At 34.8% G+C, this 13,760-nt stretch carries 12 protein-coding genes; 5 read left to right on the forward strand and 7 right to left on the reverse strand.

What is annotated here, in order from left to right:
- Positions 1-65 precede the first annotated feature (65 nt).
- From AAYQ19_RS15230 to AAYQ19_RS15245, 4 genes are all read left to right on the forward strand, one after another.
- A complete protein-coding gene (locus tag AAYQ19_RS15230; RefSeq protein WP_343537385.1) occupies positions 66-3,314 on the forward strand; it encodes a SusC/RagA family TonB-linked outer membrane protein in 3,249 nt (1,082 codons plus the stop codon).
- Positions 3,315-3,320: 6 nt separating this feature from the next.
- Positions 3,321-4,766 (forward strand): SusD/RagB family nutrient-binding outer membrane lipoprotein, encoded by a 1,446-nt coding sequence (locus AAYQ19_RS15235; protein ID WP_343537387.1) that lies wholly within the window; start codon positions 3,321-3,323, stop codon positions 4,764-4,766.
- Between the two features lie 86 nt (positions 4,767-4,852).
- Positions 4,853-5,587 carry a 23S rRNA (guanosine(2251)-2'-O)-methyltransferase RlmB gene (gene rlmB, locus AAYQ19_RS15240; protein WP_343537388.1) on the forward strand — a complete coding sequence of 245 codons (735 nt, stop codon included), beginning with the start codon at positions 4,853-4,855 and terminating at the stop codon, positions 5,585-5,587.
- Between the two features lie 49 nt (positions 5,588-5,636).
- Complete coding sequence (locus tag AAYQ19_RS15245) at positions 5,637-6,440, forward strand: DUF2490 domain-containing protein (RefSeq protein ID WP_343537389.1); 804 nt, start codon at positions 5,637-5,639, stop codon at positions 6,438-6,440.
- 1 nt (position 6,441) lies between these two features.
- On the opposite strand, the gene AAYQ19_RS15250 is transcribed toward AAYQ19_RS15245, so the two are convergent.
- On the reverse strand, positions 6,442-6,945 hold the full coding sequence (locus AAYQ19_RS15250; protein ID WP_343537390.1) for a hypothetical protein: 504 nt from the start codon (positions 6,943-6,945) through the stop codon (positions 6,442-6,444).
- Between the two features lie 65 nt (positions 6,946-7,010).
- The gene (locus tag AAYQ19_RS15255; RefSeq protein ID WP_343537391.1) at positions 7,011-7,775 is read right to left on the reverse strand and encodes a rhomboid family intramembrane serine protease; all 765 of its coding nucleotides are present in this window, start codon (positions 7,773-7,775) and stop codon (positions 7,011-7,013) included.
- 181 nt (positions 7,776-7,956) lie between these two features.
- On the opposite strand from AAYQ19_RS15255, the gene AAYQ19_RS15260 reads away from it, so the two are divergent.
- A complete protein-coding gene (locus AAYQ19_RS15260; RefSeq protein ID WP_343537392.1) occupies positions 7,957-9,234 on the forward strand; it encodes a replication-associated recombination protein A in 1,278 nt (425 codons plus the stop codon).
- Positions 9,235-9,249: 15 nt separating this feature from the next.
- Here AAYQ19_RS15260 and AAYQ19_RS15265 read toward each other — a convergent pair whose 3' ends face one another.
- The 5 genes from AAYQ19_RS15265 to AAYQ19_RS15285 form a co-directional block, all read right to left on the reverse strand.
- On the reverse strand, positions 9,250-10,038 hold the full coding sequence (locus tag AAYQ19_RS15265) for a hypothetical protein (RefSeq protein ID WP_445709699.1): 789 nt from the start codon (positions 10,036-10,038) through the stop codon (positions 9,250-9,252).
- Between the two features lie 2 nt (positions 10,039-10,040).
- Positions 10,041-10,727 (reverse strand): YjjG family noncanonical pyrimidine nucleotidase, encoded by a 687-nt coding sequence (locus AAYQ19_RS15270; protein WP_343537396.1) that lies wholly within the window; start codon positions 10,725-10,727, stop codon positions 10,041-10,043.
- A 3-nt stretch (positions 10,728-10,730) separates the two neighbouring features.
- Positions 10,731-11,420, reverse strand: a complete 690-nt coding sequence (radC, locus tag AAYQ19_RS15275; protein ID WP_343537397.1) for a RadC family protein — start codon at positions 11,418-11,420, stop codon at positions 10,731-10,733.
- Between the two features lie 129 nt (positions 11,421-11,549).
- Positions 11,550-12,905, reverse strand: a complete 1,356-nt coding sequence (locus AAYQ19_RS15280) for a UDP-N-acetylmuramate--L-alanine ligase (RefSeq protein WP_343537398.1) — start codon at positions 12,903-12,905, stop codon at positions 11,550-11,552.
- A gap of 69 nt (positions 12,906-12,974) precedes the next feature.
- Complete coding sequence (locus tag AAYQ19_RS15285; RefSeq protein ID WP_343537400.1) at positions 12,975-13,658, reverse strand: tetratricopeptide repeat protein; 684 nt, start codon at positions 13,656-13,658, stop codon at positions 12,975-12,977.
- Positions 13,659-13,760: the final 102 nt, after the last annotated feature.

Below are 13,760 nucleotides of genomic sequence, written 5' to 3' on the forward strand. Positions count from 1 at the left end.
AAGTAATATTAGGATAGTTAACAAATTATTAAGAGTTTTGCGATACTAATTCAAAATATTTAAAAATGAAACTAAAGTTCAATGGATTCTTAGTACTTTTCCTAGTACTAGTGGCGCAACTTACTTTTGCGCAAGAAAGAGCCGTTTCGGGTACTGTTTCTGATAATGCAGGAATGCCTCTACCAGGTGTGAGTGTATTAGTAAAAGGGACAAAGTCAGGAACGCAAACTGATTTTGACGGTAAATTTACCATCAAAGCATCATCAAGCCAAATTTTGGTATTTAGCTACATCGGGATGAAATCTCAAGAAGTAGCTGCAAGCTCAACTTCTTTAAACGTAAAATTAGTTGCAGCTGCACAAGAACTTGAAGGAGTAGTAGTAACAACTGCTTTAGGTATTAAAAGAGAGAAAAAATCACTTGGTTACTCAGCTCAACAAGTAACAGGCGACCAAGTATCAACAGTTCCAACTGGAAACTTCGTAAACAACTTATCAGGAAAAGTTGCTGGTCTTAGCGTAACTCAAGGTACTAACTTTGGAGGATCTACTAACGTAGTTCTTAGAGGTTATAAATCACTTTTAGGTGATAACCAAGCTTTATTCGTAGTTGACGGTGTGCCAATTTTGAACAGCAACGTAAACAGTCTTGATCAAAAAAGTGGTAGAGGTGGTTATGACTACGGTAATGCCGCTTCAGATATCAACCCAAACAACATTGCTGACATCAACGTTTTAAAAGGTGCTGCAGCAACAGCTCTTTATGGATCTAGAGCGCAAAATGGTGCGATTATCATCACTACTAAAAAAGGTAAATTAAGAAATGAAATGTCAGTTGAAATTTCTTCTTCTTACACTATGTCTACATTTGACAAATCAACATTCCCTAAATACCAAACTGAATATGGTGAAGGATATGTTGGTGAAGATAGCTGGGGAGATTACAATGGAGATAAAATGGCTTCAACTGGTGATGACGCTTCTTACGGACCAAAATACACTGGCGAGCTAGTTTGGCAATATGATGCATTTACTCCAGGATCACCAAACTATGGTAAACAAACTCCATGGCAAATGGCTAAAAATGGTCCATCAACGTTTTTCAGAACTGGTAATTCAACTGTAAACAACATTGCTATTAGCGGTGGTACAGATAAAGCTACTTACAGATTAACGTACTCTAACACAAATTCAGGAGATATTTTGCCTAATGCATTATTAAGCAAAAACAACTTCAATGCAACTTCAACTTACAAATTCAACGATAAGTTAAGCTCTACATTTAATGCAACTTATGTTTCTCAAAATACAAGAAACAGAAACTCTACTGGATACGGAGGTAACCAATTAGCTGGATTCAGACAATGGTGGCCAACAAACGTTGACCTTAAAGAACAAAAAGATTTGTATTTCAACAGCAGACAAAACTATACTTGGAACATTGCTGGTCCAGATGATTTAACACCTGCTTTCTGGGATAACCCTTATTTCCAAAGATACGAAAACTACAACAACGATAGTAGAAAGAGATTTGCTGCTAACGCAAGTATTAGTTATGATGTTAACAAAAACATCAACTTAACAGGTAGAATGGGTACTGACGGATTCAACATGACAACTGAAAGCAGAATTGCAGTTGGTTCATATCCTAACGCTATTGGATCTAATCCAAACTTAGTGAATCAGCCACCACAGCCTTCTGGTTATGCTTTAGATCTTTATGATTTTAGCGAACAAAACTATGACTTCTTAGGTACTTACAAAAAAGACTTAACTGAAGATTTAAATCTTAACTTCGTTTTAGGTACTAACTACAACGTACAAAGCAATTTCTCTGAGCAACAAACAACTTCTGGAGGATTATACATTCCAGGATTGTACACGATCTCTAACTCAAAATCTGCTCCAACGTTACCAAGAACTGTTAAAACAAGAAAAGAAGTTTTAGGTTTATTTGCACAAGCTACATTAGGATACAAAGGAACATACTATGTAGAGGGTTCTGTTAGAAGAGATCAATCTTCTGCTTTGCCTGTTGATAATAACGCATACTGGTATTCTGCAATTTCAGGAAGTGTTGTTTTCTCAAACTGGTTAAAAGATGTTGAGTGGATTAACTTCGGTAAATTCAGAGCAGCTTACGCACAAGTTGGTTCTGACACTCAAGCAAACGTGCTTATGAATACATACAACGCACAAACTCCATTTGGAACACCATCTTACTCTTACAATACAACTGCTAAAAATGCAAACTTAAAACCACAGCAATTAGACAACGTCGAGTTAGGGGTTAATATGCAATTTTTAAACAACAGAGTTGGTTTTGACGTAGCTTGGTTCCAAAACAAAGCTTTTGATCAAATTTTACCATTACCTGTATCAACAGCTACTGGATCTAGCTTCAATAACATCAATGCTGGTACATTAACAACAAAAGGATTTGAGGTAACATTGAACTTAACTCCTGTTAAAACAGAAAATTTCGCTTGGGACATTGCTGTAAACTGGTCTAACCCTAACACTCAAGTTACAGAGTTAGCTCCTGGTATCGAAAACATCCAAATCAACTCTCTTCAAGGTGGTATCAGTATCAACGCTCCACTTAACAAAGATTACGGTTCAATTTGGGGAACAACTTACGTAAGAGATGCTTCTGGAAATAAAATTATCGGAGCTAATGGTGCTTACTTAGTATCTACAACTACTGACAACAACTTAGGAACATACCAAGCAAAATGGTCAGGTGGTATCAACAATAAACTTACATACAAAAACATCTCTTTAAGTTTCTTAATTGACATGAAAAAAGGTGGAAGTGTATTCTCTCTTGATCAATACTATGGTTATGGAACAGGTATCTACGCAAACTCTGTTGGAAACAATGAGTTAGGAAACCCAATCAGAAACACTATCGCTAATGGTGGTGGAGTTATTTTAGATGGAGTTATGGCTAATCCTGCATACACGCCAGGAGGTTCTCAACCACAATACATCCAAAACACTACTAGATTAAGAAGAGATTGGTCAAGCCAAGTTTTAGGAACTGACCCTCCTGCAGCAGAATTTGTTTACGATGCTGGATTTGTAAAATTAAGAGAGGTAGCTTTAACTTACAACTTCCCTGCAAGTTTATTAGGAAAAGCAGTTAAAGGAGGTTCATTCAGTGTAATTGGAAACAATTTATGGATCATTGACAAAAGCTTACCTTACTCAGATCCAGAAGCTGGTTTGTCTTCAGGAAACACTCAAGGATGGCAATCTGGACCAATGCCGACTGCAAGAAACATTTCTTTCAATGTCAAATTAAATTTCTAAAAAAAAATGAAAAAGATAATAGCAATACTAACCGTTGGTTTGTCAATGACGGCCTGTGTTAGTGACGATATAAACACAGATCCAAACAGCGCGTATTCAGCTGTACCAGGATCGCTTGTAAATTATGCTCAAAAAGAGTTAAGTGACTATGTAAATACACCTAACGTAAATGAGAATAATTTCAGATTAACGATGCAATATTGGCAAGAAACAATCTATGTTAACGAAAGTAACTACGATTTCGTTAACAGAAACGTTTCTAACCAAATTTACAGAGATAACTACGTAAACGTATTGAACAATTTAGGCAAAGCTAAAGAAGGAATCAATTCGTATGTACCAACTATCACTGAAGCACCAGGATGGGAACTTAATAAAAAGAATCAACTAGCAATGATCGACATCATGCAGGTATACACATACCAAATGCTAGTAGATACTTTTGGAAATATTCCTTACACTCAAGGAGCAGATCTTAACAAATACCCTTTGCCTGCTTATGATGACGCAGCTACAATCTATCAAGATTTAATTACAAGAATTAATAAGGATATTGCTAGCTTAGATGTTAATGCTGAAGGATTCGAAAGTTTTGATGATGGAGAGCAACTTTACCATGGAGATATTGCAAAATGGATCGTATTTGCAAACTCTTTAAAATTAAAACTTGGTATTGCAATTGCAGATGCTAACCCTACATTAGCTCAAACTACAGCACAAGCTGCTATAGCTGCTGGTGTAATGACATCTCCTGATGACAATGCACAATTCCCTTACTTATCAGAATCACCAAATTTCAACCCATTGTATGAAAACTTATCTACAAGAAACGACTTCATCGCTGGAAAAACTTTGGTTGACTATATGAATGCATCTACTGACCCAAGAATCAGCAAATATTACAAATTAGCTGCTGATGGTTCAGGTGTATACAAAGGTCAAATAATCGGTTCACCAGGAAGTTACCGTGTTTTCTCTCGTATAGCAAATTTTGCTTATACTGAAACTACGCCAGGTGTATTATTAAACTACACTGAGGTTGCTTTCTATATTGCTGAAGCAAATGCTCGTTGGACTCCAGGATCAGCGGCTACAGCTTATGCAACTGCAGTTACTACTTCTATCATCGAATGGGGTGGTACAGATGCACAAGCTACTGCTTACCTTTTAGCTCATCCATATGACGCTACAAACTGGAAAAAATCTATTGGAGAACAAGCTTGGGTTGCTATGTACAACCAAGCTCTAACTTCTTGGAATTTCTGGAGAAGATTAGATTACCCAGTTTTATTGGCTCCTGCAACAGCAATTACTAATGCTGGTGGAAAAGTTCCTGTGAGAATGACTTACCCAGTTCTTGAGCAACAAGTAAACAACACAAACTGGAAAGCTGCTTCTACAGCAATCGGTGGTGACTTGTTAACTACAAAACTTTTCTGGGATAAATTCTAATTTAGACCAAAAAACATAATACTAAAACCACTCTGTTCACTCAGAGTGGTTTTTTTTTATATAAACAATATACCTATATTTGCATCATGGAAAAAGAACATCAAATATTTGGAATTAGAGCCATTATAGAAGCAATTCAGGCAGGAAAGGAAGTTGACAAAGTGTTTATACAAAAAGATATTTCTGGAGAATTAATGAAAGATTTAATGAAGGTAATGAAACGTGCCAACATTAATTTCTCATACGTTCCTGTTGAAAAACTAAATCGCTTAACCCCAAATAACCACCAAGGTGCCGTTGCAACAATATCGCCTATTGGTTTTATGGAATTAGAACAATTAGTTGAATCGACAATTGAGTCTGGCACTAAACCTTTATTTTTAATTTTAGACCAAATTTCTGATGCAAGAAACTTTGGAGCTATTATCAGAACTGCAGAATGTACTGGTGTAAATGGCATCATTATTCAAAAAGCAGGATCTGCTCCTGTAAACGGAGACACAGTGAAAACTTCTGCTGGAGCTGTTTTTAATGTGCCAATTTGTAAAGTCGAGCATATCAAAGATGCTATATTCTATTTACAAGGATCAGGCATCAAAACAGTTGCTGCAACAGAAAAAACAGATCAAAATATTTACGATATAACACTAAATGAACCTGTCGCTATTATTATGGGTTCTGAAGACCGAGGAATAAATCCATCGGTATTGAAAATTGTAGATGAAAAAGCAAAACTCCCGATGTTCGGTTCTATAGGATCATTAAATGTTTCTGTAGCTTGTGGTGCATTTTTATACGAAACGGTTCGCCAAAGAAGCTAAACCATATCAAAAGTTAGGATTAGAATGAATAATTAAACTCACTTAATTAATGCTTTCAAAATCTAATTTAAATCAAAGAATCACTTTTTTCCGATGGCTGTTTGTTCTTTTCACAATAACAAACAGCTACGGACAAAACACTACTTACAATCAATTCTGGAATGAATTTCAGCTCAATCAGACTATAAATAAAAAGTGGTCAACTGAACTAGATATTGCCGCAGCATACAGCGGAGCAGAATCTTCATCAAACCCCTTTGAAAACACCATTCAACGATCTTTTAGAGCTTGGGGGCATTACTACTATTCTCCGAGATGGAAATTCTCTACTTTCGTAGCTTATTTTAACAATAGAAATGTTCCGGAAATTGGACAATTTGAGTCACCAGAATGGCGCTTTGCCCTTCAAGGCATATATTATTTCCATAAAACGGGCTACACATTGAGCACAAGAATGCGAACAGAATTTCGTCATATGAGAAATAAAGATGATGAATATGAAAACGTATTTCGATATCGCCAACAGGTAAAATACATTCAGCCACTCAACAGTAAAGTGCTTCGATCAGGAGTTGTATATGCAGTGGCATCAGATGAAATCTATTTGAAATCTGGAGCGAAGGTAACCGGAGAAAGTTTCTTTGATCGAAACAGATTTAATATTGGCGCTGGTTACTTGTTTACTGATGACATTCAATTTGAGTTAACCTACTGCAATGAATATCTTCCAAGAAATAGCGACAATCAAACTACAAATGCTGCTTCCGTTACCATTACTTTTAATAATCTTATTCGAAATCTTCAAAAGAAAATAAAACACAATACGCCAACTGAAATTAAAGACGAAGACTAAATCAATCTTCTTTTTTCAAAAAACATTCAAGCTGTTCCCTAATAGCATCTTTATGAAGCTTGAAATTATAACTTCGTATAAATTCAGTTCCTTGCATATTGATTTCTGCCGTCACAGCATCAAATTGAGAAAAAGAGTTCACATCATTTTTATCAATTAAATATAGCACTTGCATGATTGAATCATTATGAATGTACTGCGTATCATAATGTGCCAATTTGTAGATTTTATTATCTGCTAAATGCATGATTAAATCATCTTTTATTTTTTTTCCTTCTTTTTTTGATGGAAATGGCGTTGGTTGCAAAGCAATAAAATAATGCTCCTTATCTGTTACAATATTTATTTTTAATGATTTTGAGTTTGTTGTATAAAAAACGGCAGGTTCAAAATAATACATCATTGTACCATCGGCGAGTACTTTATTTTTCACATCACATTGCGCCGTTATCTTGAAACTGATTAAAACAAAAAAAATCAAAACTGTATAACTGATCATTCTCATATCAAAACCAAATTAAAATACTCCTAACAAAAATAATCTTTTTAAATCAAATCAAGAATCTACATTTACGATTTATCCTCTGATTCTGTTTTGGTTACAACATAATAAACAGGAAAGTTTGAACTAAAATAAGAATTGCTCAAATCTGTATCTTCTACAGGTTTTTCAACGGGAACAAAATTTCCGTTCTCATCAAAATGCTTCATAAAAGGGTCTTCTTCTGGATTAAAATCAGGTTTCTGCCAATCGTAAACAATAGGCTTAGCATATTCAGGCGTTTTATAAAGTAATGAAAGCACAAATCCTGTAATTAAACCTGCCAAATGGCCTTCCCAAGAAATTGCCGCATCTACATCCGGAAAAACATACCAGATCATTCCTCCATATAATAAAATCACCGACAGAGAAAGCGCAACCAAACGATAATAACCTGTTTGAATTCCTTTAAAAAATATAAAGCTAACTAATACATAAATCAATCCGCTTGCGCCAATATGATAATTTTCTCGACCAATAATCCAAGTAATTAAACCCGAAAATAAAATTCCATAACCAATAACAGGAACAGTTTGTTTTGGGTAGAAATATTGCAAGGCTGCCAACAAAACCAAAAGCGGAATTGAATTATTGTACAAGTGTTCCAAATTTTCATGAATGAAAGGACTAAATAAAACACCTTGCAAACCTGAAAAATCCCTTGGATAAATTCCATTTTGATAAAAATCAAAATCAAAACGGATTTGAACCCAATAAATAATCCACAAAAAAAGGACAAAAAAAAGCGGGAGCCCAATTACAGCAGTTGAAAACTTGAAATCTTTATCATTCATATTTTTGAAAATCTCTTCTATTGATGGCATCAAAAAACTGTCCAAATCTAATTTACTGATAAAATGTCAGGAATAGGTATCATCCTATAAAATTGTTATCGTAAGCAACAAAAGTTCATCTGAAAGAAAGGTTTAACTTCTCAAAACAATAAAATATATTCTAAAATAGTAATTTTACAAAATGGAAGCACCGTTAGCCGAGCGTATTCGCCCACAGAAATTAGAAGATTATGTAAGTCAAAGTCATTTGGTTGGCCCAAATGGATCGTTGACACAACAAATTTCAAAAGGAATTATTCCATCCTTAATCTTTTGGGGACCACCAGGAACGGGAAAAACGACATTGGCACAGATTATTGCACAAGAATCTAAACGTCCTTTTTATATTTTGAGCGCTATCAATTCTGGTGTAAAAGACATTCGAGACGTAATCGACAAAGCAAAACAAAGCGGAGGCTTATTTACTGCCAAAAATCCGATTTTATTTATTGATGAGATTCATCGATTCAGCAAATCGCAACAAGACTCACTTTTGGCAGCGGTCGAAAAAGGCTGGATCACCCTAGTTGGTGCAACAACAGAAAACCCAAGTTTTGAAGTTATTCCGGCATTATTGTCGCGTTGTCAGGTTTACATCTTAAATGCGTTTACAAAAGAAGACCTCGAGGCGCTATTGCATCGAGCAATGAAAGTAGACACGTATCTAGCCTCAAAAAAAATCATTTTAAAGGAAACAGAAGCTTTGTTGCGACTTTCTGGCGGAGATGGCAGAAAACTGCTTAACATCTTTGAATTGGTCATAAATGCATCTGCAGGAGATGAAATTACCATTACAAATGATCGTGTTTTTGAGCTTGTACAGCAAAATACTGTTTTGTATGACAAAACGGGCGAACAACATTACGACATCATTTCAGCATTTATTAAATCGATTCGTGGAAGCGATCCTAACGGAGCTGTCTACTGGCTTGCCCGAATGATTGAAGGCGGTGAAGATGTAAAATTCATTGCCAGAAGAATGTTGATTTTGGCAAGCGAAGATATTGGCAACGCCAATCCGACGGCATTAATAATGGCTAATAATACTTTTCAGGCTGTCACGACCATTGGTTATCCTGAAAGCCGCATCATTTTAAGTCAATGTGCAATTTATTTAGCGACATCTCCAAAAAGTAATGCCTCATATTTAGCAATTGGAAATGCACAACAATTGGTAAAGCAAACCGGAGATTTACCAGTTCCACTTCATTTAAGAAATGCGCCAACCAAATTAATGAAAGAACTGGGTTATGGCGATGAGTATAAATATTCTCATGATTATGCGAATAATTTTGCTGAACAGGAATTTTTACCCGATGCTGTAAAAGAAACGGTTCTTTACAATCCGGGGAACAATTCTAGAGAGAACAGCACCCGTGAATTTTTAAAGAACCGCTGGAAAGATAAATATGGTTATTAAAACCAAATTTTATTTTTAGAATTTAACTGAAACTTTTTCAGAAACTAATTTGTCGTTTTGGTAATATTCAAAAAACCACTGATTGTCTTTAGCATTCAAAGTTCCTTGAACACCATCTTTAATCGCAATAAAAGAATCAGGGCGTGAAGTTTTCAATAACTTCATAACTACTTTTGGCGTCTTGTCAATTAACTGATATCCGTTATCTGTTGGTTGTGCATACAATAAATTTGGATCTTTAACATCAGCAACTGGAGTTGCAACTGTTGTTTGCACTTGTGCTTGTGAAGGAGCCGCCGCTGCCGCAATAGCAACTGGAGCGGCAGTAATCATACCTGGTTTTCCAGTAGGTGTTGCTGTTTTTCCACTATACTTATAATGAAGATTGTTTACTGAAATAAACGCCATATTCAAACTTTCTCTATAGGCCATTTCGTAATCTTTTTCTTTACTTTTCCCAATTTCTGACGTATAAACAACTGTACCGTAACAATCTTTTAGCTCTATAAAAAGTTTAGTAATCAAAAAACCACTATCCTTTTTTACATCTATATACAAAAGTTGGCAACGATCGTTAAGTTCTGCCGGAAGTTCTTCGTTTGCATAAAAAGCCTGAAAACCTGCTTTAGTCAAATTTCCTTTGCTTATCGTTGACATTCTGTATTGATTGTCTGAGTTTAAGAAACTATATCTCAAAGGCACAATAACGGCTTTATAATCATTAACAGCTTGAGAAGACTGAGAAGTTTGTGCAAACCCAGCAACTGAAATAAAAAGTACAGTCAACAAAAATTTAATTTTCATCATTATAAATATTTTTTAAGTTCTAATAAATGGTTTATTTGTTTAATATTTTGAGCAACATCAATTTTTTTCTCATTAAAGAAAATGGCATCCAAACCGGCATTTAATGCACCATTGACATCAGCATCTAAGCAGTCACCAATCATGATGCTATTTTCTTTTGATGCTTGAGCCAAATTAACCGCATAATCAAAGATAATACTATTTGGTTTTTTAACACCAGCCAATTCCGAATTTGTAATGGTGTCAAAATATCCTGAAAGCGACGCATTATTGATTTTCTTATCCTGAACTTTTGCAAAACCATTTGTGATGATATGCAGTCTGTATTTTGGTTTAAGATATTCTAATACCTCGATGGCTCCCTCAAAAAGATGATTATTGTCTGTCAAAAATTCGATATAGTCATTTGCGATTTCGTTTATATTTTCATCTGAAATTTCATAATTCAGCGCATCAAAAGAAAACTTTAATCTGTTGTAACGCAATTCAACATGAGTTATTTCATCGTTTTGATATAACTTCCAGCAAGACTGATTAATTGGGATGTATTTCTCAATAAAATCCTCAGTTTTGATTTCTGGAAATTTTGTCTTGAAAATGCGGTCAAAAGCCATTTCTGAGTTCTTGTCAAAATCCCAAAGTGTATGATCTAAATCAAAAAAGACGTCGGTAATAATGGTATTCATAATCTAAAAAATTCCTTCATCTACAAAACTATAATATTTTGATTCAGTTATGATCAAATGGTCCAAAACTTTAACATCTAAACTCTCTCCTGCTTGTTTGATTCGTTTTGTAATTTGTTTATCGGCTTCACTTGGCAATACATTTCCAGACGGGTGATTGTGACACAAAATCAAGCTAGTAGCTCCATTTTCAAGCGCCAATTTAAAAACCAAACGAACATCAACAATAGTTCCTGTAATACCGCCTTTGCTCAATTGCGATTTTGAAATTACTTTATTGGAATTATTCAGAAAAAGTACCCAAAACTCTTCATGTGCCAATTCACCAATTATAGGAAGCATCAATTCAAAAACCAATTTGCTCGACGTAATTTTAATCAATTCTACAGCATCTTCGGCACGTCGACGACGCCCAAGTTCAAGTGCTGCAATAATTGCAATCGCTTTTGCCTCTCCTATTCCTTTAAAATTCATTAATTGAGAAATCGACATTTTTCCCAAAATATTTAAAGTGTCCGCACTTGCCAAAATCCTCTTGCTCAATTCCACCGCCGATTCATTTCGGCTTCCTGAACCAATTAGAATTGCGATCAATTCGGCATCGCTTAAAGCATTTTTCCCCTTCAACATTAATTTCTCACGAGGCCTATCATCTTCTGACCAATTGGTAATTGGGAAATGAGATTTTTCCATATTAAAACAAATTTTCAAAAAGCGAAGATATTTAAAAAGAAAGAAATATCTTTCAATTCTTATTTCAAATAAAAAAATGTGCCAACTGCATAACAATTGACACATTTTTCTAATTATCTAATTGACTAATTACTCAATCAATCCTTTCACTTCGTCAAAATTCAATCCTCCGTAATTTCCAGAACTCATTAATAAAAGCGCTGAATTATCTAAATTCAAGTTGAATAAATATTCTTTGAATTCAGCAGGATTTGTATAAATCACAAGATCTTCACGATTAAACGCTTTTGCGATTTGATCATAAGTCACTTCTTCTAGTTGTTTAATTTTCACCGCATCTGGTGAATAGAAAACTACTGCAACATCTGCATATTCTAATGCGCCTTCATACTCTTTTAAGAATTCGGCATTTAAACTGCTGTATGTATGAAGTTCCAAACAAGCCACCAAAGTTCTGTTTGGATATTGTTCTTTAACCGCTTTTGTTGTTGCTGCAACTTTACTTGGCGAATGTGCAAAATCTTTGTATGCAACTTTTCCTTTTCCTTCAGCAATTTTTTCTAAACGTTTTGAAGCGCCTTTAAAACTTGCAATTGCTTCATAAAAATCAGCTTCATCGACGCCCATATTTTGGCAAATCCATTTGGCTCCAGCCAAATTATTCAAATTGTGTGCTCCAAAAACTTCAATCGGCATATCACCTTCAGGAGTTTCTAATAAAGTTACTCCGTCGCTTACCTTATAATTTGGAGTCGAATAAGCCAATTTTCGAATCGGGTTTGTTGCTGCTTCAGCTACTCGTTTTACTTCTGGATCATTTTCGTTGTAAACCAAAATCCCTCCATTTGTAATTTTTCCAATGAAAATCTCAAACTGCTCTACATAATTTTCATACGTTGGAAACACATTGATGTGATCCCAAGCAATTCCAGAAATCAAAGCAATATTTGGCTGATATAAATGGAATTTCGGACGTCTGTCAATTGGAGAAGAAAGATATTCATCACCTTCCAAAACCATAAAATCATTTTCTTCTGTCAAATGCACCATCGTATCAAAACCTTCCAACTGCGCGCCAACCATATAATCAACAGCAATATTATGATAATGCATTACGTGCAAAATCATCGAAGTAATAGTAGTTTTTCCGTGTGAACCGCCAATTACAACACGCGTTTTATTTTTAGATTGTTCGTATAAAAATTCTGGATACGAATAAATTTTCAATCCCAATTCTTGCGCTTTCAGCAATTCTGGATTATCTGCTTTTGCGTGCATTCCTAAAATGATGGCGTCAATATCAGCAGTTATTTTTTCTGGAAACCAACCTAATTCAGCTGGCAAAATTCCTTTTTTCTCTAATCTTGATTTTGATGGTTCAAAAATAGCATCGTCACTTCCTGTAACTTGATATCCTTTGTTATGCAATGCTAATGCTAAGTTGTGCATTGCACTTCCGCCTATCGCGATGAAATGTGTTTTCATTTAAAATTCCAATTTATTAAGTTCTAAATTCCAATTTATTAATCCGAATTTAGTTTTGAGATTTGATTATTATGCGTCAAATTTTCGTTTCAGATCCTGTGCTTTTTTAGGCTCTTTTAATTTGTTCAAATATAAATTATATAATTTTTGAAACGTCACTTTTGAATTGCCAATTTCATGTGCTTTTTTATAATTTTTTTCGGCATCATCATAGCGTTTAAAATATTCATCGATTCGGCCTTTTGATAAATATCCGTCAATTGGGGAAAATTGCGCTAGCTCATTAGAATAGGCAAGCGCTTTCGATTCGCTTCCGCCCAGAATTCCAGGCAATTGCAAATAAATTTCAATCAATGCCCATCGCGCTTGTACATGTTTCGGGTTGAGTTCAATTGCTTTTTCAAAAGCTTCTTTCATGTCGCCTACCATTCCGAAAGCTTTTATTTTATTCACTTCTAAAGAATGCATCGCAAGACAGCCACCATATTTAAAAAAATAATCGGCAACAGTTGGTTTCAATTCTTTTAATTTCTTGAAATATTCAGCACCTTTTACCCAAGATTTTTGATGCGCCGCAATTTCTCCTAGATATTCAAGAGTTTTTATATCTGAAGGTTTTGCTTTTAGAGCGGCTTCAAAAAGAGGCTCCGCTTCTTCATATTTTTTTGCATTAAATAGCTTCTCTGCTCTTTCAAAAGACTGTGACCAACAACACGTTGGAACAATTAAAAATAACAGTAGTAGCTTTTTCATATATCAAAAATAAGGAAATAAAAAATGCATCTTTTGCTTTTAAACAGAAATTAGTAATTTGTACGAAAAATATTTTTAATTGATTCCAACCTTTTTACTTAA

It is taken from the genome of Flavobacterium mesophilum, from assembly GCF_039581405.1.
Lineage (GTDB): Bacteria > Bacteroidota > Bacteroidia > Flavobacteriales > Flavobacteriaceae > Flavobacterium.

What these genes read in the sequence shown, in the direction of transcription:
- AAYQ19_RS15230 (WP_343537385.1), top strand. Translation starts at nt 66, where the DNA reads ATGAAACTAAAGTTCAATGGATTCTTAGTACTTTTCCTAGTACTAGTG.
- AAYQ19_RS15235 (WP_343537387.1), top strand. Translation starts at nt 3,321, where the DNA reads ATGAAAAAGATAATAGCAATACTAACCGTTGGTTTGTCAATGACGGCC.
- rlmB (WP_343537388.1), top strand. Translation starts at nt 4,853, where the DNA reads ATGGAAAAAGAACATCAAATATTTGGAATTAGAGCCATTATAGAAGCA.
- AAYQ19_RS15245 (WP_343537389.1), top strand. Translation starts at nt 5,637, where the DNA reads ATGCTTTCAAAATCTAATTTAAATCAAAGAATCACTTTTTTCCGATGG.
- AAYQ19_RS15250 (WP_343537390.1), bottom strand. Translation starts at nt 6,945, where the DNA reads ATGAGAATGATCAGTTATACAGTTTTGATTTTTTTTGTTTTAATCAGT.
- AAYQ19_RS15255 (WP_343537391.1), bottom strand. Translation starts at nt 7,775, where the DNA reads ATGAATGATAAAGATTTCAAGTTTTCAACTGCTGTAATTGGGCTCCCG.
- AAYQ19_RS15260 (WP_343537392.1), top strand. Translation starts at nt 7,957, where the DNA reads ATGGAAGCACCGTTAGCCGAGCGTATTCGCCCACAGAAATTAGAAGAT.
- AAYQ19_RS15265 (WP_445709699.1), bottom strand. Translation starts at nt 10,038, where the DNA reads ATGAAAATTAAATTTTTGTTGACTGTACTTTTTATTTCAGTTGCTGGG.
- AAYQ19_RS15270 (WP_343537396.1), bottom strand. Translation starts at nt 10,727, where the DNA reads ATGAATACCATTATTACCGACGTCTTTTTTGATTTAGATCATACACTT.
- radC (WP_343537397.1), bottom strand. Translation starts at nt 11,420, where the DNA reads ATGGAAAAATCTCATTTCCCAATTACCAATTGGTCAGAAGATGATAGG.
- AAYQ19_RS15280 (WP_343537398.1), bottom strand. Translation starts at nt 12,905, where the DNA reads ATGAAAACACATTTCATCGCGATAGGCGGAAGTGCAATGCACAACTTA.
- AAYQ19_RS15285 (WP_343537400.1), bottom strand. Translation starts at nt 13,658, where the DNA reads ATGAAAAAGCTACTACTGTTATTTTTAATTGTTCCAACGTGTTGTTGG.